This window comes from Taklimakanibacter deserti (assembly GCA_003574785.1).
Map to the genome: position 1 here is coordinate 265956 of QORU01000012.1, position 20379 is coordinate 286334.

General features: G+C 63.8%; 21 protein-coding genes. 9 read left to right on the forward strand and 12 right to left on the reverse strand.

All coding sequences use genetic code 11. The features are described from left to right. Positions 1–49 precede the first annotated feature (49 nt). From apaG to DS839_RS25095, 3 genes are all read left to right on the forward strand, one after another. Positions 50–442, forward strand: a complete 393-nt coding sequence (apaG, locus tag DS839_RS25085; RefSeq protein WP_119273212.1) for a Co2+/Mg2+ efflux facilitator ApaG/CorD — start codon at positions 50–52, stop codon at positions 440–442. Between the two features lie 4 nt (positions 443–446). Beyond that, positions 447–1607 (forward strand): acetylornithine deacetylase, encoded by a 1161-nt coding sequence (gene argE / locus DS839_RS25090; protein WP_119273213.1) that lies wholly within the window; start codon positions 447–449, stop codon positions 1605–1607. A gap of 137 nt (positions 1608–1744) precedes the next feature. Beyond that, a complete protein-coding gene (locus DS839_RS25095; protein WP_119273214.1) occupies positions 1745–2233 on the forward strand; it encodes a YccF domain-containing protein in 489 nt (162 codons plus the stop codon). Here the strand turns inward: DS839_RS25095 and DS839_RS25100 are convergent. The 3 genes from DS839_RS25100 to DS839_RS25110 form a co-directional block, all read right to left on the reverse strand. Beyond that, a complete protein-coding gene (locus tag DS839_RS25100) occupies positions 2172–3131 on the reverse strand; it encodes an Hsp33 family molecular chaperone (RefSeq protein WP_119273215.1) in 960 nt (319 codons plus the stop codon). The two genes, DS839_RS25095 and DS839_RS25100, sit on opposite strands and share 62 nt — an antisense overlap. 64 nt (positions 3132–3195) lie before the next feature. Beyond that, complete coding sequence (argF, locus tag DS839_RS25105; protein ID WP_119273216.1) at positions 3196–4131, reverse strand: ornithine carbamoyltransferase; 936 nt, start codon at positions 4129–4131, stop codon at positions 3196–3198. Positions 4132–4142: 11 nt separating this feature from the next. Next, a complete protein-coding gene (locus DS839_RS25110; RefSeq protein ID WP_119273217.1) occupies positions 4143–5324 on the reverse strand; it encodes an aspartate aminotransferase family protein in 1182 nt (393 codons plus the stop codon). A 446-nt stretch (positions 5325–5770) separates the two neighbouring features. On the opposite strand from DS839_RS25110, the gene DS839_RS25115 reads away from it, so the two are divergent. The 5 genes from DS839_RS25115 to DS839_RS25135 all read left to right on the forward strand — a co-directional run bounded on the left by DS839_RS25115 (position 5771) and on the right by DS839_RS25135 (position 10719). After that, complete coding sequence (locus tag DS839_RS25115) at positions 5771–6304, forward strand: GcrA family cell cycle regulator (protein ID WP_119273218.1); 534 nt, start codon at positions 5771–5773, stop codon at positions 6302–6304. Positions 6305–6546: 242 nt separating this feature from the next. After that, complete coding sequence (metG, locus tag DS839_RS25120) at positions 6547–8244, forward strand: methionine--tRNA ligase (protein ID WP_119273278.1); 1698 nt, start codon at positions 6547–6549, stop codon at positions 8242–8244. A 65-nt stretch (positions 8245–8309) separates the two neighbouring features. After that, entirely contained in the window at positions 8310–10073 is a 1764-nt protein-coding gene (locus DS839_RS25125) for an adenylate/guanylate cyclase domain-containing protein (protein ID WP_119273219.1), read from the forward strand. Positions 10074–10165: 92 nt separating this feature from the next. Beyond that, the gene (locus tag DS839_RS25130) at positions 10166–10438 is read left to right on the forward strand and encodes a CopG family ribbon-helix-helix protein (RefSeq protein ID WP_119273220.1); all 273 of its coding nucleotides are present in this window, start codon (positions 10166–10168) and stop codon (positions 10436–10438) included. Continuing rightward, positions 10426–10719, forward strand: a complete 294-nt coding sequence (locus tag DS839_RS25135) for a type II toxin-antitoxin system RelE/ParE family toxin (RefSeq protein ID WP_119273221.1) — start codon at positions 10426–10428, stop codon at positions 10717–10719. The genes DS839_RS25130 and DS839_RS25135 overlap by 13 nt, the downstream gene beginning before the upstream one ends. Before the next feature lie 18 nt (positions 10720–10737). On the opposite strand, the gene DS839_RS25140 is transcribed toward DS839_RS25135, so the two are convergent. From DS839_RS25140 to DS839_RS25160, 5 genes are all read right to left on the reverse strand, one after another. Then, on the reverse strand, positions 10738–11481 hold the full coding sequence (locus DS839_RS25140; protein WP_119273222.1) for an SDR family oxidoreductase: 744 nt from the start codon (positions 11479–11481) through the stop codon (positions 10738–10740). Then, positions 11478–11891, reverse strand: a complete 414-nt coding sequence (locus tag DS839_RS25145) for an NUDIX hydrolase (RefSeq protein WP_119273223.1) — start codon at positions 11889–11891, stop codon at positions 11478–11480. Before DS839_RS25145 ends, DS839_RS25140 begins: the two co-directional genes overlap by 4 nt. After that, positions 11888–12274, reverse strand: a complete 387-nt coding sequence (locus tag DS839_RS25150) for a VOC family protein (protein ID WP_119273224.1) — start codon at positions 12272–12274, stop codon at positions 11888–11890. The genes DS839_RS25145 and DS839_RS25150 overlap by 4 nt, the downstream gene beginning before the upstream one ends. 13 nt (positions 12275–12287) lie before the next feature. Continuing rightward, positions 12288–12920 (reverse strand): LysE family translocator, encoded by a 633-nt coding sequence (locus tag DS839_RS25155; protein ID WP_119273225.1) that lies wholly within the window; start codon positions 12918–12920, stop codon positions 12288–12290. A 118-nt stretch (positions 12921–13038) separates the two neighbouring features. Next, a complete protein-coding gene (locus tag DS839_RS25160; protein ID WP_119273226.1) occupies positions 13039–15051 on the reverse strand; it encodes a CocE/NonD family hydrolase in 2013 nt (670 codons plus the stop codon). A gap of 188 nt (positions 15052–15239) precedes the next feature. Between DS839_RS25160 and DS839_RS25165 the strand changes: the two genes are divergently transcribed. Then, positions 15240–15833, forward strand: a complete 594-nt coding sequence (locus DS839_RS25165) for a L,D-transpeptidase (RefSeq protein ID WP_368911902.1) — start codon at positions 15240–15242, stop codon at positions 15831–15833. A gap of 18 nt (positions 15834–15851) precedes the next feature. Here the strand turns inward: DS839_RS25165 and DS839_RS25170 are convergent, their stop codons facing one another. Genes DS839_RS25170 through pdhA form a run of 4 tightly spaced genes read right to left on the reverse strand, consistent with a single transcriptional unit; the run spans position 15852 to position 20106 of the window. Continuing rightward, complete coding sequence (locus DS839_RS25170) at positions 15852–16958, reverse strand: Glu/Leu/Phe/Val family dehydrogenase (RefSeq protein ID WP_119273228.1); 1107 nt, start codon at positions 16956–16958, stop codon at positions 15852–15854. After that, complete coding sequence (locus tag DS839_RS25175; RefSeq protein ID WP_119273229.1) at positions 16951–18015, reverse strand: dihydrolipoamide acetyltransferase family protein; 1065 nt, start codon at positions 18013–18015, stop codon at positions 16951–16953. The genes DS839_RS25170 and DS839_RS25175 overlap by 8 nt, the downstream gene beginning before the upstream one ends. Next, positions 18012–18992, reverse strand: a complete 981-nt coding sequence (locus tag DS839_RS25180) for an alpha-ketoacid dehydrogenase subunit beta (RefSeq protein ID WP_119273230.1) — start codon at positions 18990–18992, stop codon at positions 18012–18014. The genes DS839_RS25175 and DS839_RS25180 overlap by 4 nt, the downstream gene beginning before the upstream one ends. Then, a complete protein-coding gene (gene pdhA, locus DS839_RS25185; protein ID WP_119273231.1) occupies positions 18985–20106 on the reverse strand; it encodes a pyruvate dehydrogenase (acetyl-transferring) E1 component subunit alpha in 1122 nt (373 codons plus the stop codon). Before pdhA ends, DS839_RS25180 begins: the two co-directional genes overlap by 8 nt. Positions 20107–20379 lie beyond the last annotated feature (273 nt).

The following is a 20379-nucleotide window of genomic DNA, read 5'->3' on the forward strand; positions in this document are numbered from 1 at the left end:
GTTATCTGAGGCCAGTGGAAAACCCGAAGACATCGTCTAAACTGTCGCCATGTATGAAAGCGTAACCCGCAATATCCGTGTCGTCGTGCGGCCGAAATATCTGCAGAGCCAGTCGCGCCCGGAAGATGACCATTTCGTCTGGGCCTATACGATCGCCATCGCCAATCTGGGCACGGAGATCGTCACCTTGCGCTCGCGCCATTGGCGGATCACCGATGACCGCGGCAAGCTGCAGGAAGTGAGAGGCGAAGGCGTGGTCGGCGAGCAGCCGACCCTGGCGCCCGGCAAGAGCTTCGAATATACCTCCGCCGTTCCGCTGTCGACGCCCTCGGGCTTCATGGTCGGAACCTATCAGATGGAGACGTCGAGCGGCGAACGCTTCGATGTCGACATTCCCGCCTTCTCGCTCGATTCCCCGCAATCCCACCGGCTGATCAACTGACCTCATGACTGCACAACGTTTAACGCCGCGCGACATGCTGGCCCGCCTCGTCGCCTTCAACACCACGAGCCGCGACGGCAACATCCCGCTCATCGAATTCGTCGAGTCCTATCTCGCCGATTGGGGCATCAAGAGCCTGAGGGTCGATTTCGAGGCGGGCAGGAAGACCAACCTCTATGCCACCATCGGTCCCGACATCGCGGGCGGCATCGTGCTCTCGGGCCATACCGACGTCGTGCCCGTCGACGGCCAGGACTGGTCGACCGATCCGTTCGAGCTCGTCGAGAAGGACGACAAGCTCTATGGCCGCGGCACCTGCGACATGAAGGGCTTCCTCGCCACCGCTCTAGCGCTGGTGCCGGATTTCAAGGCGGCGAAGCTCAAGGCGCCGATCCATCTGGCGCTCTCTTGCGATGAGGAGGTGGGCTGCGTCGGCGTGCGCCCGCTCGTCGCCTACATGAAGCAGCATCTGCCCCGGCCCAAGGCGGTCATCGTCGGCGAGCCCACGCTGATGAAGGTGGTGAACGCGCATAAGGGCGCCCATACGTTCTCGACCGAGGTGTTGGGCCATGAAGCGCATTCGAGTTGCACCCATATCGGCGTCAATTCGATCCTGGTGGCGGGCGAGCTCCTGACCGAGATCGGCCGCCTCGCCGCCGAGATGCGCGACAGGGGCGATCCTTCGGGCCGCTTCACCCCGCCTTACACGACGGTGCATGTCGGGCTCATCGAAGGCGGCACCGCCAAGAACATCATCCCGCGCCGCTGTTCGTTCAAATGGGAGACGCGGCTCTTGCCGGGAAGCGATCCCGACGAGGTGCCGGAGAAGTTCAACCGTTTCGCGCGCACGCTCGAGCCCGCAATGAAGGCGGTGGCGGAAACGACCGGCATCAGGACCGAGCGCACCAATGCCGTGCCGGGTTTGCGGCCCGAGCCGGATTCGCCCGCCGAGCATCTGGCGCTGCATCTCGCCGAGGCCAATGGCAGCGAGGCCGTGTCCTATTGCACCGAGGCCGGGCTCTTCCAGGAGAGCGGCATCCCCACGATCATTTGCGGTCCGGGCTCGATCGAGCAGGCCCACAAGCCCGACGAGTTCATCGCCATCTCCGAGATGGAAAAATGCGAGACCTTCATGAAACGCCTCATCCGGCATTGCGCATCGTAATACCCTCGCCCCACTTCCTCCATTTTCCCCTCTCCCATCCTGCGGACGGGAGAGGGGAAAAGTTGAGAGGGCGCAATTCAGTTGCACCAGCCCTTCATCATCCCCATATTTCGGCCGATTATTGACGTGAGGCAGGCATGACCCTGTTGCTGAACATACTGTGGTTCATCCTGGGCGGATTTCTCTCCGGCCTGGGCTGGCTCTTGGCGACCGTGCTGATGGCGATTTCCATCATCGGCATCCCGTTTGTGCGCTCCTGCTTCACGCTGGCGATGTTTTCCTTCTGGCCGTTCGGGCGCGACGTGGTTTCACGCAAGGATCTGACCGGCCAGGACGATCTCGGCACCGGCACGCTCGGCCTCATCGGCAACATCGTCTGGTTCGTGCTGTGCGGCTGGTGGCTCGCGGTCTGGCACATCACCGCCGCGGTCATGCTCGGCATCACCATCATCGGCATACCCTTCGCCGTGCAGCATCTGAAGCTCGCGGTCGCCTCGCTCCTGCCGGTCGGCAAGACGGTCGTCGATTACGACACGATCGAGCGCGCCCGCGCCGGCCGCAATCCTACTGCGTCTGCGCCTGCGCCTCAGGCTCCACTTCCTCCGGCGCGAAGCGGTAGTGTGTAGAGCAGAATTCGCAGGTCACATCGATCACGCCGTCGGCCTTCATCGCCGCGCGGTCGTCGTCAGAGAAGCTCTTCAACAGGTCGCCGATCTTGTCGCGCGAGCAGCTGCAATGGCGCTCGAGCTTGACCGGCCGGTAAACCGTCACACCGTCTTCATGATAAAGCCGATAGAGCAGTTGTTCCGGCGTCAGCGTCGGATCGAGCAGCTCATGGTCCTCGACCGTGTCGAGCAACAGTCGCGCCTTCACCCAATGATCGTCCTCGACGATCTTCTCCTCATGGCCTTCCGGCGCATCGCCTGAATGGACCGGCAAGGGGCTGATGCCGCCGTCCTTGGGCAGATGCTGCACCATGATGGCGCCGGCCCGCCACGATTCCTGGCGCTTGCCCCATTGGGCGAGCGCACCCGCCGCGAGCTTCAGCCGCGTCGGGATCTGCTCCGACTGCTGGAAATAGCCGAGCGCCGCTTCGGTGAGGGTGAGGCCGCCCAGCGCCACGATGCCCTGATAGCGTTCCATGCCCTGGCCCTGGTCGATGGTCATGGCGAGATGGCCCTTGCCGAGCAAGGCCTGGGGCGTCGGCGCCTCGAGCCTGGCCACCATGTCGGCATCGAAGCGGGCATAGCCCCGGATGCCGCTGGGCGATGAGAAATCGGCGACCAGGAGGTCGACCGGCCCGTCGCTGTTCGTCTGCAGGATGAACTTGCCGTCGAATTTGAGCGAGGCGCCGAGCATGGCGGTGAGCGCCACGGCTTCCGCAAGGAGAGCGGAAACCGGTCCCGGATAATCATGCTTGTGCAGGATGTCGTCGACCACGCCGCCTAAGCGCACGATCCGTCCGCGCACCCCCAAGGGCTTGATCTCAAAAGGCATAACGATGTTGTCGGGCAGTTCGGTCATGGAATTCACGTGTTTCCGCTAGGGCAAGACGGGCTCGCCCTGAAGCTAGCTTGATATTTTGACGTCATTCTGCGCCGAGGCACCGCAGCAGAATGCTTTTCTGGATATGGAGACGGTTCTCGGCTTCGTCAAATACTACCGATTGCGGACCATCCATGACATCCGCCGTTACCTCCTCGCCGCGATGGGCCGGCAGGCAGTGCATGAACAGCGCATCGGGCCTGGCCTTCTTCATCAGCGCGGCATTCACCTGGTAGGGCTTCAGCATGTTGTGGCGGGCCTTGGCGTCGGTGTCATGCATGGACACCCATACATCGGCGACGACACAGGAGGCATCGGTGACCGCTTCTTCGGCCGAGGTCGTGACCTTGACCTTGCCGCCCTTGTCCTTGGCCCAGGCGAGCGCGCTGGCGTCGGGCGAAAGCTCTGTCGGACAGCCGAGCCGCAACTCGCCGCCGAGCTTGGTCATCGCATGGATCCAGGACGTCGCGACATTGTTCCCGTCGCCCACCCAGGCGATGGCATGCTTGTCGATCGAGCCCCGATGTTCCTCGAAAGTCATGATATCGGCCATGACCTGGCAGGGATGCGATTTGTTGGTGAGCCCGTTGATCACCGGCACGGTCGCATGCTGGGCGAGCTCGAGCAGATGGTCGTGGCGCTTGGCGCGGATCATGATGGCATCGACATAGCGCGACAGCACCTGCGCCGTGTCGGCGACCGTCTCGCCGCGGCCGAGCTGCATGTCATTGGCCGAGATGACGAGCACCTCGCCGCCCAGCTGCCGCATTGCCACCTCGAAGGAGACGCGCGTGCGCGTCGAAGGCTGCTGGAAGATCATGGCCAGCACCCTGCCTTTGAGCGGCGCATCCGCCTCGACATGGCCTTTGGGCCAGCCCTTGCGTGCGATCTTCATCGCCTGCGACCGGTCGAGGATCTGGCGCAATTCGGCCTGGCTCAAATCGGAAATATCGAGGAAATGCCGCGGGGTGTCAGCCATGGCGAAGAATCTTAAGCGCGCTTGACTTTGAAGGACTGGCAAGTGCGCTCGAGCTTCGCCACGGCTTCGGCGAGATCATCGTCCGACACGATGAGCGGCGGCAGGAGGCGCACCACATTGTCGCCCGCGGCGATGGTGAGGAGCTGCTGATCGAGGGCGTGAGCGACGAAATCGGTGTTCGGCACCTTCGTCTTGATGCCCATCATCAGCCCGTCGCCCCTGACATCCTCGATGATGTCGGGATGGCTGTCCTTCAGCCCAGCGAGCTTCTGCTTGAAATTGAGGCCGCGCTGGCGCACCCGGTCGAGAAAGCCGTCGGCGAGGACGACATCGAGCACCGCATTGCCGACGGCCATGGCGAGCGGATTGCCGCCGAAGGTCGAGCCATGCGTGCCGGCGGTCATGCCTTGTGCCGCTTCCCTGGTGGCGAGGCAGGCGCCGACCGGAAAGCCTCCGCCGATGCCCTTGGCGATCGCCATGATGTCGGGCGTGACCCCCGCCCATTCATGGGCGAAGAATTTTCCCGTGCGGCCGACGCCCGATTGTACTTCATCGAGAAGCAGGAGCAGGCCGTGTTCGTCGCAGATCTCGCGTAGGCGCTTCAGCTTCTTCGGCGGCACCGGGCGCAGGCCGCCTTCACCCTGGATCGGCTCGATCAGGATGCCGGCGGTGGCATCGGTGATGGCGGCGAGAAGCGCCTTCTCGTCATCGAAGGGAACCTGGTCGAAGCCGTCGACCTTGGGGCCGAAGCCTTCGATATATTTTGGCTGGCCGCCGGCGGCGATCGTGGCCAGCGTCCGGCCATGGAAGGCGCCCTCGAAGGTGATGATGCGGTAGCGCTCCGGATGGCCTTTGGCGGCATGAAATTTGCGCGCCATCTTGATCGTGCATTCGAGCGCCTCGGCGCCGGAATTGGTGAAGAAGACGGTGTCCGCGAAGGTCGCTTCCGTCAGGCGCTTGGCGAGCTTCTCCTGGCCCGGGATCACATAGAGGTTGGACGTGTGCCAGACCTTCGCGGCCTGCTCCGTCAGCGCCTTGACCAGATGCGGATGGGCGTGGCCCAGGCTGGTGACGGCGACGCCGGCGCCGAAATCGAGATATTCCTTACCGTCCTCCGTATAGAGACGCAGGCCCTTGCCGTGGTCGAAGGCGAGAGGCGCGCGCTTATAGGTCGGGAGCACGGAAGTGTTCATGGGCCCAGTCCAAATGAAAATGCCGCCACGACTGGCGGCCTTGAGCCCTGCTTATATGTGTTCCCTCCCTAGGGGTCAATCACGCGGGCCCCCGGCGAAAGGTCGGATAGGCTCCACCTGAGTCAAACCGTCGCATGGACCCCTGATTCGCCCGCCTGTTAGGTTTTCCTTAACCGTCCCTCCTTCGCTGAAGCTTCGGAGGGCAAAGGCGGTCCTGCGAAGCGCGCTAGCGCGAAGCAGGAAGAGAGTTGGGGAAAACCTCTTAAAGTGAGTGCCGGATTCTTGATGGTGAGTCACGGTATATTGTATGGTTAGGCCATCAAGCTACGAGATGTAGCGTTCATCTAGTCAGTTTTGGGCAAAGAACGCTGGACATGCGGGTCCAGCGAAGTGTGAGGGATTCGAGCGTGAACAGCGAAATTGGGGCCAGCCACGGAGGCGATAAGATGTCCTGGACGGATGAGCGGGTGGAGCTCTTGAAGCGACTATGGACGGAGGGCCTGAGCGCCAGCCAGATCGCCGGACGCCTCGGCAACGGTGTCACGCGCAACGCCGTCATCGGCAAGGTCCACCGCCTCAACCTCTCGGGAAGGGCGCCCCAGCCCAGAAGCTCCGTGCCGCGGCCGCGCCGCACAAGGGAGCCCAGCCACCCGGGCGGCCGGACCACGCCGTCCATTCATCTGCCCACCACCGGAGCGACGGCGCTCAAGCCGTCCTACCGCGCCGAGGCGCAGCCCCGCCCCTTGCCGGTGCCCGAGCCCCAGCCCTTGCGGCTGGTCGATCTCCCCAAGGACGGGCGGGTGACCATCCTCCATCTCTCGGACAAAACCTGCAAATGGCCGATCGGCGATCCGGGGGCCGAGGATTTCTGCTTCTGCGGACACAAGCCGCGTGACGGCTCGCCCTATTGCGAATATCACGCTCGGCTCGCCTATCAGCCGCTGCAGGACCGCCGCCACCGCCGGGTGTCGAACGGCTGATCCGGGAGAGGGCCGTCATCGCCTTGCGTTCGCCTGTTTTCCCAGGCACAAAGGCAGGCATGTTCGACCTTCGCCCGACGATACGAATGCGTGGGCCCTGCCAGCAGGAGACTAGCGGCAAGGGTTGAGCGCGTCATGCCGCGCTTGTGAGCGTCGAAATCAAGCCCTTCCGTCCTGCGGAGGGCTTTTTTATTGGCTTGAACCGGATTTCGACGCGCCATTCGAAGAACCCGGAGGCCACCATGGCCAAGGCACTGATCACCAGCGCGCTTCCCTACATCAACGGCATCAAGCATCTCGGCAATTTCGCGGGCTCGCTTCTGCCGGCCGACATTCATGCCCGCTTTCGCCGCCAGATCGGCGACGAGACATTGTTCATCTGCGCCACCGACGAACATGGAACGCCGGCCGAACTCGCGGCCGCGCGAGCCGGCATCGACATTAGGGAGTTCTGCCGCGCGCAACATGAGCTCCAGGCCGGCATCTATCAGCGCCTTCATCTGTCTTTCGATCATTTCGGCCGCTCGTCCTCGGTCCAGAACCACGCGCTGACACAACATTTCTTCCTGCGGCTCGAAGCGCGCGGCCTGGTCGAGGAACGCATCGTCGAGCAGATCTATTCGCCTGCCGATGCGCGTTTCCTTCCCGACCGCTATGTCATCGGCACCTGTCCCTTCTGCCGTTCCGAGCGGGCGCGCGGCGATCAATGCGAGAGCTGCACGCGGCCTTTGGATCCGACCGATCTCTTGAGTCCCAGATCGGCCTTGTCGGGAAGTGCTGATCTCGAGCGGCGCCCGAGCCGGCATCTGTACCTCAGGCAATCGGCGCTGGTGGAGGAGCTTGCGGCGTGGATCGACAGCCGCAAGGGCTGGCCGCGGCTCGTGACCTCGATCGCGCGCAAATGGATCGCCGAGGGCATCGCCGATCGCTGCATCACGCGCGATCTTGCCTGGGGCGTGCCGGTGCCGAAGCCGGGTTTCGAGGGCAAGGTCTTCTATGTCTGGTTCGACGCGCCCATCGCCTATATTGCCGCGGCACAGGAATGGGCGGACCTCGATCCTGCGCTGCGCGACTGGCGATCCTGGTGGCTTGCGGGGGAAGAAGTCGACTACATCCAGTTTCTCGGCAAGGACAATGTGCCGTTCCACACCGTGAGCTTTCCCTCGACCTTGCTCGGGTCGGGAGAGAAGTGGAAGACCGCCGATCTCATCAAGGGGGTGAACTGGCTCACTTACGAGGGCGGGAAATTCTCGACCAGCGCCAGGCGCGGGGTTTTTCTGGATCAGGCGCTCGACCTCTTGCCGGCCGATTATTGGCGCTGGTGGCTTGCGGCCAATGCGCCGGAAAGCGGCGACACCGATTTCAGCTTTGCCCGCTTCGCCGTCGATGTGAATCACGATCTGGCCGATACGCTAGGCAATCTCGTCAATCGCGTCCTGAAGTTCGTAAGCTCGCGCTATGGCGGCCGGGTGCCGGAGGGCGGTGCGCCCGCCGAAGCGGAGCAGCGCTTGACGCGCGAGATCGAGCAGCGGCTCACCTCCTTGCGCGCGCATCATGCTGCGGTCGAATTGCGCAAATCCGCCGAGGACGTGCGGGCCATCTGGCGCCTGGCCAACAACTACCTCGCCGCCGAGGCGCCATGGACAGCCTATGGTGACGATCCCGCGCGCGCCGCGATCGTCACCAGGACCGGGATCAATCTGGTGGCTCTCGCGGCGATCGTGGCGGAACCTTTCATCCCGGCGACCGCCGCCCGCATCCTGTCGGCTCTGGGGCTTTCTTCTGCCGCGCTCGGATGGCCCTCTGCCCAAACCGCGCTCGTGGCGATTGAAGCGAACAAAGAGGTCAAGGCGCCGCCCGTGCTTTTCGCCAAGCTGTCGCCGGAATGGGTTGCGGAGAATACGCGCCGTTTCGCCGGAACGGCATCGGCCGAGGCGTGATCGAAACAGTTATCCACTTTTCCCGATCACGCGCTAGTATCGGGGTAAACTCGCCCGGGTGCCCTATGGCTGAAACGCGACCGGTTCGCCGTCTTGCCGCTATCCTCGTCGGCGATGTCGTCGGCTATTCGCGCCTCATGGAGGCCGACGAGGCGCAAGCTCTCGCGGCCCTCAGGGACTTGCGGGCACAAACACTCGAGCCGCTGATCGAATCACATTCCGGCCGGCTGGTGAAGACCATGGGCGACGGCGTGCTGGTCGAATTTGCCAGCGCCGTCAATGCGGTCGCCTGCGCCCTTGCCATCCAGGCACGCATGGCCGAAGCGAGCGGCCCGCTCACCGAAGAGAAGCGCATCCTGTTGCGGATCGGCATCAGCCTGGGGGATGTCGTCGAAGACGGCTCGGACATTTATGGCGATGGCGTCAATATCGCGACACGCCTCGAGGCTTTGTCGCCGCCGGGCGGCGTCTGCATAGCCGCCAATGTGCACGAAGCCGTGGGCGGAAAGATCAATCTGGCGGCCGAAGATCTCGGCGAATGTCACCTCAAGAATATTGCCCGCCCGGTGCGGGCCTATGTCCTGCGCGACGGCGCAAGGATCAGGCCGCAAGCTCAGCCGTTACTGCTGCCGGACAAGCCTTCCATTGCCGTTCTGGCGTTCGAGAATCTGAGCGGAGAACCAGAGCAGGATTATTTTGCCGATGGCATCGTCGAGGAGATCATAACGGCGTTGTCGCGGATCAAATGGCTGTTCGTCATCGCGCGCAATTCGAGCTTTGCCTATAAGGGGCGGATGGTCGATGTGAAGCAGGTCGGTCGCGAGCTCGGCGTCCGCTATGTGCTCGAGGGCAGCGTGCGCAAGTCGGGCAGCCGCATGCGCATAAATGGACAGCTCATCGATGCCTCGACCGGCATTCAGATCTGGGCTGACCGCTTCGAGGGCGCGCTCGCGGACATCTTTGACTTGCAGGATCAGGTCACCATGCGCGTCGTGGGCGCCATTTCGCCCAAGCTGGAGGAAGCCGAAATCGAGCGCGCCAAGGGGAAGCCGACGGACAGCCTTGACGCCTATCAGTGCCACATGCGCGGCATGGCGGCATTTTATCAATTGACTGAAGAGGGTAGTAGAGAGGCCCTCATCCAGTTCTATCGCGCGATCGATATCGATCCGAATTTCGCTTCCGCTTTTGGCATGGCGGCGCGCGCCTATGCTCAACGCAAGGCGTTCGGCTGGCCGCAGACAAGAGCCGATGAGGGCGATGAGGTGGAGCGCCTGGCGAGACGCGCAGCCATGCTGGGCAAGGACGACGCCGTGACCCTCACCATGGCCGGCATTGCGCTCGCCTATACGATCGGGGATCTCGACAGTGGCGACTCGTTGATCAACCGAGCCCTGACGCTCAATCCCAACCTCGCCTCGGCCTGGTTTTTCAGCGGCTGGGTCAAGGTCTGGCTCGGCGACAGTGCTACGGCGATTGATCATCTTTCGCGCGCCATGCGTTTGAGCCCGCAGGATCCGAATATGTACAACATGCACGCGGCGACGGCCGGCGCGCATTTCGTCGCCGGCCGATACGACCAGGCGATGTCGTCGGCGACGATGGCCGTGGAGAACCAGCCGAACTACGCCCTGGCGAACAGCCTCCTGGCCGCGAGTGCTGCTCATTGTGGGCATGCATCGATCGCTCGCCGTGCCCTTGACCGGCTGCTGCAGCTCGAACCCGACCTGCATATCTCCTGGCTCACCGACATGTTCCCTCTTCGGCGCGCCGAGGACATTGCAAGTCTCGCCGAAGGCTTGCGCAAAGCGGGCCTTCAGAGCGATTGAATTGAGAGTGCTGAATGGGTGTCGACGGTGGACAAGGCAGCCAACATAGGTTAATATCAAAAGGTAATACCTAGTGATATTGCGAGTCGCAAATGGCAACATCGATCAAGATTGACGACGACCTGAAGTCCCGCATCCAGCAGCTGGCGGCTTCGCGACGGCGCTCCCCACATTGGATCATGCGGGAAGCAATCGAGCAATATGTTGCGCGTGAAGAGGCGCGTGAAAGCTTCAAGCAGGAGGCTTTGGCATCCTGGGCTGCCTATCAGGAAACGGGTCGGCACTTGTCGGGCCGCGAGGTGCGTGATTGGTTGAAATCGTGGGGCACTGAGGATGAACAGGCGGCACCTGAGTGCCACGAGTAGTCGTCACCGAAGGCGCGTTGCGGGGATTGAGACGCTGCCGTGACTTCTTGGCGGCCCGTACTCCGCAAGCTGCCAACCGTGCGGCCGCAACCATCGAGCGGCACCTACTGCTCCTGGAGACGACACCGGACATTGGCCGGCCTTTCCCTGAGCTGCCAGAGCTGCGCGAGCTGGTGATAGGCTTTGGCGAGTCAGGTTATGTCGCTCTGTATCGCCACGAGCCGGCCGACGATACGGTGTATGTGCTGGCCTTCCGACATCAGAGAGAAGCAGGGTACTGAACGCGTCTACATGGTATTTCACCGCCCGCCTGACACGTCGAGGAGCGCGCCCGTGACATAGGATGAGGCGTCGTCGAGGAGCCACAGGATCGCTTCCGCGACCTCGCTTGCCCGGCCTGGCCGTCCGAGCGGCGTCGTCGCCCCGATGCGCCAGGCTCGGTCGGGCTGGCCGGCGCTCGCATGGATGTCGGTCTCGATCAGCCCGGGCCGCACCGCATTGACGCGCACCCCTTGGGCGCCGAGCTCCTTGGCGAGCCCGATGGTCAAGGTGTCGACGGCGCCCTTCGACCCGGCATAATCCACATATTCGAACGGGGCACCGAGCCGTGCCGCGGCCGACGACACGAGAACGATCGAGCCGCCCTCGCCGCCCCGCTCGCGGGCAAGGCGGCGGGCACTTTCCCGCGCACAGAGATAGGCGCCCAGCACATTGACCTCGAAGACGCGCCTGAGCCGCTCGGCGCTCATCTCGGCGAGCGTCAGCGACGGCGCGACGATGCCGGCATTGATGACGACGCCCGCAAGGCGGCCGAGCGTCTTTTCCGTCGCATCGAACATGGCGATTACATCGGCCTCGACGGCGACATCGCCCTTGACGAGGGCTGCCCGCCCACCGGCTTGGCGCACCGCCGCCGCCGTCTCCTCGGCGGCGGCTTCATTGCCGACATAATTGATGCCGACCGACCAGCCCTTGGAGGCAGCGAGGACCGCCGTCTCGCGGCCGATGCCGCGGCTGCCGCCGGTGATGAGGATGGTCTTCATTGGGCTGTCTTGCGTGCGAGCGGCAGGATGTGGTCCCTGGAGAGGGCGGCGAGCGGCAGGTCAGGCAAAGCAAAGGGATCGACCCAGGCGATTTCCTCGATCTCCGCTGCCGGTGCGACCTCGCTCGTGATCGTCATGTCGAATGTCTCGGCCTCGACGATAAGGTCTTCTTCGCCTGCGGCCGGAGCAACGAATTTTCCGAGATAATGGGGAAGAGCCTCATCGATGCTGAGGCGGAGCTCTTCCCACAATTCCCGCGCCAGTGCCCGGCGCGGCGTCTCCTGAGGCTCGATCTTGCCGCCGGGCTGCATAAAGAAGGATGTGCCGCGCTTGCGCACGAGGAGGACATGGCCCGTCTCGTTGCGGATGAGTGCCGCGGCGATGCGGATGGTGGTCCGGGACGTGCTCATCTTGGCTCGATCAGGTCCCAGCGATTGCCATAGAGATCCTCGAACACCGCCACCATGCCATAGGGCTCCTCGCGCGGCGCCTCGAGGAAGCGGACGCCGCGTTCGCTGAAGGCCGCATGATCGCGCTTGAAATCATCGGTTTCGAGAAACAGGAAAACCCGTCCGCCGCCCTGGTTGCCGACGATTGCGATCTGCCGGCCATTGGCCGCCTTGGCCAGCAGAAGGCCGGTTCCACCACCCTGAGGCGTGACCACGACCCAACGCTTGTCCGGACTCAACTGACGGTCTTCGCTGAGGCTGAAGCCGAGCTTGCCCACATAGAATTCAATGGCCTGGTCATAGTCGTCGACCAGCACCGTGATCAGGCTGAGATGTCGCGCCATCGGGGGATCGATCTCAGCGCCGGGCTTCGGTCGCCATGCGCAAAGCGAGTCCCGCGAGCACCGTTCCCATGAGCCAGCGCTGCGCCACGAGCCAGGCCGGACGGCCGGCGAGGAACACCGCGATCGCACCCGCCAGCGTGACGATCACCGTATTGACACTGACGCTGATGGCGATCTGGGTCGAGCCGAGGATGAGCGATTGCAGGAGCACGCTGCCATGCTCGGGGCTGATGAACTGCGGCAGGAGCGACAGGTACATGACCGCGATCTTGGGGTTCAGCAGATTGGTGAGGAAGCCCATGGCGAACAGTTTGCCGGGACTGTCCTTGGGCAGTGCCTTGACATGGAAGGGCGAGCGCCCGCCGGGCTTGACCGCCTGCCAGGCGAGATAGAGGAGATAGAGCGCGCCGCCGAAGCGCAGCGCGTCATAGGCATAGGGCACCGCCATCACCAGGGCGGTGATGCCGAAGGCGGCGCAGAGCATGTAGACGATGAAGCCCAGCACCACGCCCGCAAGTGAGATCATCCCGGCGACGCGCCCCTGGGTGATGGAGCGCGAGATGATGTAGATCATATTGGGGCCGGGCGTCAGCACCATGCCGAGCGCGATCAGACCGAAGGCGACGAGGCTCGAGAGGTCAGGCATGGGCTAAATTCTCCTCAAGGTAAGCTGATAAGTCGGTGCCGCCGCCCTGACAAGAGCGCCTGGCTCACACGAGCCATGTCATACCCTCTCCCGCAACGGGGGAGAGGGTGAAAAACCGTCAATTCAGCTTACGCTCGACCGTCTCGTTCCATTCGCGCCGGAATATTTGAGCATCGCCCTCGAAGGCCTCGATCAGGCCCCAGATGAGCCAATGGGTGCTGGTCGCTTCATGGCGCGTATAGGTCTCGATCCGGGTGTGCCAGTCGCCGCGCCCGAGCTCTTCGGTCCAGTGGGTCTCCATCCGCGCCGACAGCGGATCCTCCGGCCTTATGCGATAGGTCTTCTCGGCGGCCGAGTGGACGATGAGGCCATGCGGCGCGATCTCATAGCGGCCATTGTCGTCGCGCTCTTCGATGACCGTCTCGCCCGTCTTGTCATCGATCGTTACTTTCCGGCTGGCTTCGGGCTTGGCCAATTCCGTGACCTTGACGGCCTCAGCACCTTCTGCCGGCTTGAAGACGGGTGCGACCTCTCCGTCGATCTCGCGCCGGACCGGCACATGCACGCGCGACGAACCGGCATAGACCGTGAGGGTCACCGGCTCCGGCGCCGGCCACATCAGCGGCCAATAGGTGGTCGAGATCGACACGCGCAAGCGGTGGCCCTTGGGAATGCGCCAGGCGATATCGTCGAGCGCGATCTTCATGCGGTAGCGCTTGCCGGGCTCGAGGGCTGAGGGGCTTTCGCGGCTGTCGCGCTGGCAGAGATTCTGCAGCTGATAGGTGATACGGGTCACTTCGCCCGTTGGCCATACGTCATTGAGCCTGACGGCGACGAAAGCGACGGGCTTGTCGACCGAAAAATCGAGCTCTATGGCGGGCTGGCCGACGATGTCCATGTCGGTGACGAGCTGGGGCGAATCGAAGGTGAGCGATCCGGCATCGTCCCTGACCTGGTTGCCCGGAAAGCCCGAGCCGTTGAACATGATGCAGTAATCGCCGCTGTCGAGGCCGATATCCTGGGGCGATGACACAGTGAGCGGCGTTTCGGGCCGGGCCCCGCCGCCGATGCCGTCGTCATTGAGATACCAGTGCTTGATCTCGGTATTGCCGGCATTCCACACCTGATCCGAGATCCAGCGGCCCGGCCATTCGTCGGGCCCGCTGGTCGGTTTTATTGCGTCCATCACATAGACGCGATAGGGCGCATCGCGCATGACGCCCGTAGGCTCGCCCTTGAGCCAGAAATCCCACCAGCGCAGCGCCTCCTGCAGGAAGCCGATGCGCGGCCCCACCATCGAGAAATGCGGATATTTGTGGATCCAGGGGCCGATGATCGCCTTGCAGCTCGATCTGAGGCCTGCCATCAATCGCGGGATCGCATTGGAATAGGCATCGTTCCAGCCGCCGACCACGAGGCAGGCGGCATCGATGGCGCCGAAATCCTCAGCAACGCTTGCATGTTTCCAATAGGCGTCGCGATGCGGATGCTCGAGCCAGGGCACGATGAGCATCGGCTGGTTCTCGAGCCGCTCCATCCATATCTTCCGCCAGGCCTCGCCGACGATGGCCGGATCCGGCGGGCGCGAGGAAAAGGCGAACATCGTCGCGGCCCAGGCCATGTGCTCGTTGATGACGCAGCCGCCCTTATAGTGGATGTCGTCCTGATAGCGGTCGTCGGTCGAGCACAAGGTCACGACCGCCTTGAGGGCAGGGGGCTTCCTCGCCGCGACCTGGAGGCCGTTGAAGCCGCCCCAGGAGATGCCGATCATGCCGACGGAGCCCGAGCACCATTTCTGCTGCGTCAGCCAGTGGATCACCTCGAGCGCGTCGTCCTGCTCCTGCTTGGTGTATTCGTCGAACAGGAGCCCTTCCGAATCGCCGTTGCCGCGCATGTCGACCCGGATCGAGGCATAGCCGTGGCCGGCGAAATAAGGATGGGTGAGGGCATCGCGCACGATGGTGCCGTCGCGCTTGCGATAGGGCAGGTATTCGAGGATCGCCGGCACCGGCTTGGCGTCGGCGTCCTCCGGCAGCCACAGGCGCGCCGCGAGCCTGACCCCGTCGGACAGGGGAATCCAGATATTCTCGATTTCCTTCACCTGGCGCGGGAAGGTGGTGACGGTCTGCATGGGAGGATCCTGTCTGGGCGGGCTCGTGAAAAGGCAATAGAGCGCGGATCGCCAACTGTCAAAATGACGACGGGTGATGCGGTCCGCCACAAAAACCACCCACCCTTAAACCGCCGATGAACGCCGGTTTCAGGGTGAGTTCAGCGCCTTCCCGCTAGTTTACGCTTCATCTTTGAGAGGAGATTCCCGTGATTACCCGTCTGTCCGTTCCCGCCCGTTCTGTCCTTATGGCCTCGGCTGTCCTTGCCGGCTTTTTGCTGGCGCCGGCGGCGCATGCCAATACCGCGCCTGCCGACGGCGTCGTCCTCGTTCCTCCGGCCAAGGCCGAAACGGTCATGCCGAAATTCAAGCGGGGCCGGATCGTCGATTTCAAGACCCGCCAGAAGCCGGGATCGATCGTCATCGTGACCAGGGAGCATGCGCTCTATTACATCCTGGGCAACGGCAAGGCGGTCAAATACCGGGTGGCGACGGCCAAGCGCGGCTTCGAATGGTCGGGCACCAATACGGTGTCGGCGAAGGTCAAATGGCCCAGTTGGTCACCGCCGGCGGCCATGCGCAAGCGCCGGCCCGAGCTTCCGTCCTATATGGCGGGTGGACCGGAGAATCCGCTGGGTGCGCGCGCCATCTATCTGGGCAGCAGCATCTATCGCATCCACGGCACCAATGAGCCGGCCTCGATCGGCAAATCGGCCTCGTCGGGCTGCATCCGCATGCACAATGCCGATGTGAGCGAGCTTTTCCAGCATGTGAAGCTGGGCGCGACGGTGACCGTCGTCTGAAGCCAGCCTAACTGCGGATCAGGACCACCGGCGCAGCCGCATGGCGGCCGCGATCCTTTCGTTCGCCAATTCATGGGCGACGTCGCGCGGCAGAGCCTTGGTGTTCCGGGCGCGCGTCAGCACTTCACGCGTATTTTGTGCGACGAGCGTGCCGATCAGCTCGAACACCTCGCGCTCGCTGCCGCGGCGGTATTCGACGGCGCCGCAGATCACGCCGCCGGCATTGGCGATGAAGTCCGGCACCGAGAGGATGGCATGCGCGTTGAGATAGCGCTCGGCCTCCGCCGTCACCGGGATATTGGCGCCCTGTATGACCATTTTTGCCTTGAGCTGGCCGACATTGTCGGCTTGCAAGACATCGGGCCGCGCCGCCGGTATCCAGATGTCGCAATCGGCGGCAATGATCGCGTTCCGATCGCGTTTCAGCGGTACATTGGCGTCCAGCACGGTGCCGCCTCGCTGCTTGATGTGGGCGAGCTTCAAGGGGTCGATGCCTCGCTCATCGATGATCGTCCCCTTCGAATCCGACGCGGCGACCAGGATCGCCCCGCGCTCGGCGAGAAAGCGCGCCGCATGCTGGCCGACCGCGCCGAAACCCTGGATGGCCACTCGGGCACCCTTGAGGGGAACACGCGCGAATTCTCCGGCAACTTCCGCGGCGATCATGCAGCCGAAGCCGGTCGCCCCGATCTCGTCGAGCGGAATTCCGCCGAGCTCGCGCGGCACGCCGATCACCCGGCCGATCTCGTCGTGAATCCAGGCCATGCAGCGCTCGTCGGTGCCCATATCGGGACCGGCGATATACTCTTCGATATCGCGGATCGCCGAGGCAAAGGCACGGATCAGCACTTCCTTGTCCTCCAGCGGCACGTGGGGATCGCCGATGATCACCGATTTTGCGCCGCCATGCGGCAGGCCGGCCGCGGCATTCTTCAGTGTCATCGCGCGCGCCAGCCGCATGCATTCGGGGAGCGTCGCATCGCCTGCCATGCGAAGGCCGCCGATCGCCGGCCCACGGGCGACATTGTCGACGACGACAACGGCTTTGAGCAGGGGGCGCTGCCGGCAGATATGAACGATCTTGTACGGCCCCAGCGCGTCGCAATGCGCGAACAGGTCATCCATGGCGTGAGGACTTTCCCGACTGGAGAAACTCGACGACCTCGCGCAGGAAACGTGCGGCTTCGCCACCCGTCAGCGCACGATGATCGAAGGTCAATGACAGCGGCATGACGCGGCCCGGCGCCACTTTGCCCTGGTACAGCAGCGGCCGCTCAACGATCCGCCCTGAGCCCAGGATGGCCACTTGCGGCGGCATCAGGACGAGCTCGGCATGGAGGCCGGCGATCGTGCCGAAATTCGAAAGCGTGAAAGTGGCTCCCAGCATGTCGGCGGCGCCGATCGTCCGATCGGCGATCTTGCGCTTCATCCCGTCGAGGTCGCGGCGCAGCTCAGCGGCGCTGCGCGATCCTGCATCCCTGAGGACCGGAACGAAAAGTCCTTCGGGGGTGTCGTGCGCGATGCCGAGATTGATCGTCTGGTGAAGACGCAGAGTCTGCGCCTTAGCGTCATACCAGGCCCCCAAAGCGGGATGAGCCTGAAGAGCCGAGACGATGGCGCCAATGAGCTTCAGCGTCACATCTTCCGTGGCGGGCCAAGCTGAGACATCCGCCTCCTCGGTGACCGTGGCCGGCACCACTTCGGCATGGGCGCGGCTCATATTCGACGCCATGCTGCGCCGGGCGGGGGTGAGTCTCACCAGGTTTTCTGCCTGGCCGCCGGCTTGTTGAGCCTCCAGATCCTGGAGCGTGATGGTCCCGTCAGGCCCTGTGCCCTTGACTCGTGACAGGTCGAGGGAGAGTGCTGCGGCCTTTGCCCGCACCGCCGGGCTCGCCTTGATCGCGCTCTGCGGCAGATCGCCGACGATCCCTGCCTTTTCGATCTCGCCGCCCTCGGAATATTCCACCAATATGTCGCCGACCCTGACGACATCTCCGACCTTCCCTAGCGTGCTTGCAATCCGTCCGGCCTGGGGCGACGGCAGCTCGACGACGGCCTTTGCCGTCTCGACCGAGACCAGCGGCTGGTCGACAACGACATGATCACCGGGAGATACATGCCATTGGACGATCTCCGCCTCGACAAGGCCTTCTCCGAGGTCAGGCAGGCGGAACGCGCTCATGCATACTCCATGAGGCGGCGCGCCGCCTTGCCGATCCGCGCGGCCGACGGCAGATAATGCGACTCGAGCTTCGCCAGCGGCATCACGGTGTCGTAGCCGGAGACGCGCGAGACCGGTGCCAGCAATGAGAAGAAGCACGCCTCGGCGACACGCGCGGCGATCTCGCCGCCGAAGCCGCCATTGCCGGCCGCTTCCTGAACGATCAGGCATCGCTTTGTCTTGGCGGCCGAGCGGGTGATCGCGTCGTCGTCGAGGACCGAAAGCGTTGCGACGTCGATCACCTCGGCACTGATGCCATCTTCCGCAAGATCCGCCGCCGCGGCGAGCGTCTCACGCATCATTGCACCCCAGGCGATGAGCGTAATGTCGCTGCCGGTGTGCTCGACAAAGCATCGGTCGAGCGGAAGCGTCACGCCGTCGTCGGTCACGTCCTCCTTGGCGGCGCGATAGAGCCGCGTCGGCTCGAGGAAGACCACGGGGTCCGGATCCCTGATCGCGGCGAGAAGCAGGCCATAAGCCTTGCGCGGCGATGAGGGTATGACGACCCTGAGGCCGGGAATATGGGCGAACATCGCCTCGGGGCTTTCCGAATGGTGCTCCGGCGCATGAATGCCGCCGCCGCAAGGGCTGCGCAGGACCATCGGGCAGGCGAGACGGCCCCGTGTGCGGTTGCGCAGGCGCGCGGCCTGATTCACCACCTGGTCGATGGCCGGATAGATGAATCCGGTGAATTGGATTTCAGCGACCGGGCGAAAGTCCTGTGAAGCGAGCCCGACGCATATCCCCGCAATGGCCGCTTCGGCGAGCGGGGTGTCGCGCACCCGGTCAGGCCCGAAGCGATCGAGCAATCCGACCGTCGCCCGGAACACGCCGCCATTGACCGCAACGTCTTCACCAAGCACCAGGACACGGTCGTCCTCGGCCATCGCCGTTGCGAGGGCGAGGTTCACCGCCTCGACCATCGTCATCTCAGTCACGGCCTTTAGCCTCCTCGATGACAGAATCGCGTTGGCGCTTGAGCGGGGCGGGCAGGGTGGCGAACAGATGATCGAACATGGCGGAGGGCGGTTCGGCCGCGGTTGCAAGATAGGCGGCAACGGCTTCCTCGACCGCAGCAGAGCATCGACTGCGTAGCTCCTCCTCACGCTCCTTCGTCCAATAGCCGGTGCTCGTGAGATAGCTACGCAACCGCCCGATCGGTTCTTCCTTCCAGTGACGGCTGACGTCCTCGTCTGGGCGGTAACGACGGGCGTTGTCGCTGGTGGTGTGGTCGCCAAGCCGATAGGTGACCGCTTCGATGAGTGTCGGGCCGTCGCCGCGGCGGGCCCTTGCTGCGGCCCGTTCCACCGCATCGAGGACCGCGAGCACGTCGTTGCCGTCCACGCGGTCCCCTTCCATCCCGGCGGCGACGGCCTTCTGCGCAAGTGTTTGCGCGGCCGTCTGGGCGCTGAGCGGCACCGAAATGGCCCATTGATTGTTATTGATGACAAAGAGGGCGGGAAGCTTCCAGACGCCGGCGATGTTGATGGCCTCGTAGAAATCGCCCTTCGAGGTCGCGCCGTCGCCTCCGGCACAGACGGCGATACTCCGACCTCCCTTCAGCTTCAGGGCAAGGGCGACGCCGGCGGCTTGCGGAAAATGTGCGGCAACCGGGATCGAGACCGGAAAGTCCGCCCGCGCTTTCTTGAAATCGCTGCCGCGCTCATCGCCGCCCCAATAGAGAAGCACTTCCAGCATGGAGACACCGCGCCACAGCTGAGCGCCATGCTCCCGGAATGCCGGCAGGAGGATGTCTTCGGCGGCCATTCCGGCGGCTATGCCGACCGCGACCGCCTCCTGTCCGAGCGAAGACGGATAGGTCCCAAGCCTTCCTGTATGTTGCAGCGCGATCGCCTTCTCGTCGAAGGCGCGGGTGAGCACCATCGCATGGTAGAGGCGCTCCAGTTGCTGAGGCCCTGCCCATGCTCTCGGCAAGGGCTGGAGAAGCTTGCCGGCAGGATCGATGAATCTGCGGAGGTCCGTCTCGCCACGGGACATCGGCGACGCCGGCGGCGTGGCAACCCTGGTCTTGGCCTTGATGTCGTTCGGCATGACAAGATGCTAAAAACCCATCCGGCGCAGACCGATAACGCGGCCGCGGGTTCCAGGTTCCTTGCCGGAGGGGTAGCGCCGGAGGCCAAGTCCGCCGCCCGGCCTAGAGCAAATCCCGCCAAAAGCCTGCCTCGGACTCGATCCGGGGTTTTTGAAGACTTGGCGATAAGGATTTGCTCCAGAAAATTGATTAAGGCGGGGGGAGCGGCGGTCTCAGGACTTCACCGCAGGCACGCCATTTTACAGCACGGTTTCTCCATCACGGCCGATCGG

Coding starts and splice junctions, on each gene's coding strand:
- argE (WP_119273213.1), top strand. CDS start 447: ATGACTGCACAACGTTTAACGCCGCGCGACATGCTGGCCCGCCTCGTC.
- argF (WP_119273216.1), bottom strand. CDS start 4,131: ATGGCTGACACCCCGCGGCATTTCCTCGATATTTCCGATTTGAGCCAG.
- DS839_RS25150 (WP_119273224.1), bottom strand. CDS start 12,274: ATGGCGCGACATCTCAGCCTGATCACGGTGCTGGTCGACGACTATGAC.
- DS839_RS25115 (WP_119273218.1), top strand. CDS start 5,771: ATGTCCTGGACGGATGAGCGGGTGGAGCTCTTGAAGCGACTATGGACG.
- metG (WP_119273278.1), top strand. CDS start 6,547: ATGGCCAAGGCACTGATCACCAGCGCGCTTCCCTACATCAACGGCATC.
- DS839_RS25140 (WP_119273222.1), bottom strand. CDS start 11,481: ATGAAGACCATCCTCATCACCGGCGGCAGCCGCGGCATCGGCCGCGAG.
- DS839_RS25155 (WP_119273225.1), bottom strand. CDS start 12,920: ATGCCTGACCTCTCGAGCCTCGTCGCCTTCGGTCTGATCGCGCTCGGC.
- DS839_RS25160 (WP_119273226.1), bottom strand. CDS start 15,051: ATGCAGACCGTCACCACCTTCCCGCGCCAGGTGAAGGAAATCGAGAAT.
- DS839_RS25145 (WP_119273223.1), bottom strand. CDS start 11,891: ATGAGCACGTCCCGGACCACCATCCGCATCGCCGCGGCACTCATCCGC.
- DS839_RS25170 (WP_119273228.1), bottom strand. CDS start 16,958: ATGGATGACCTGTTCGCGCATTGCGACGCGCTGGGGCCGTACAAGATC.
- DS839_RS25110 (WP_119273217.1), bottom strand. CDS start 5,324: ATGAACACTTCCGTGCTCCCGACCTATAAGCGCGCGCCTCTCGCCTTC.
- DS839_RS25095 (WP_119273214.1), top strand. CDS start 1,745: ATGACCCTGTTGCTGAACATACTGTGGTTCATCCTGGGCGGATTTCTC.
- apaG (WP_119273212.1), top strand. CDS start 50: ATGTATGAAAGCGTAACCCGCAATATCCGTGTCGTCGTGCGGCCGAAA.
- DS839_RS25175 (WP_119273229.1), bottom strand. CDS start 18,015: ATGAGCGCGTTCCGCCTGCCTGACCTCGGAGAAGGCCTTGTCGAGGCG.
- DS839_RS25125 (WP_119273219.1), top strand. CDS start 8,310: ATGGCTGAAACGCGACCGGTTCGCCGTCTTGCCGCTATCCTCGTCGGC.
- DS839_RS25130 (WP_119273220.1), top strand. CDS start 10,166: ATGGCAACATCGATCAAGATTGACGACGACCTGAAGTCCCGCATCCAG.
- pdhA (WP_119273231.1), bottom strand. CDS start 20,106: ATGCCGAACGACATCAAGGCCAAGACCAGGGTTGCCACGCCGCCGGCG.
- DS839_RS25100 (WP_119273215.1), bottom strand. CDS start 3,131: ATGACCGAACTGCCCGACAACATCGTTATGCCTTTTGAGATCAAGCCC.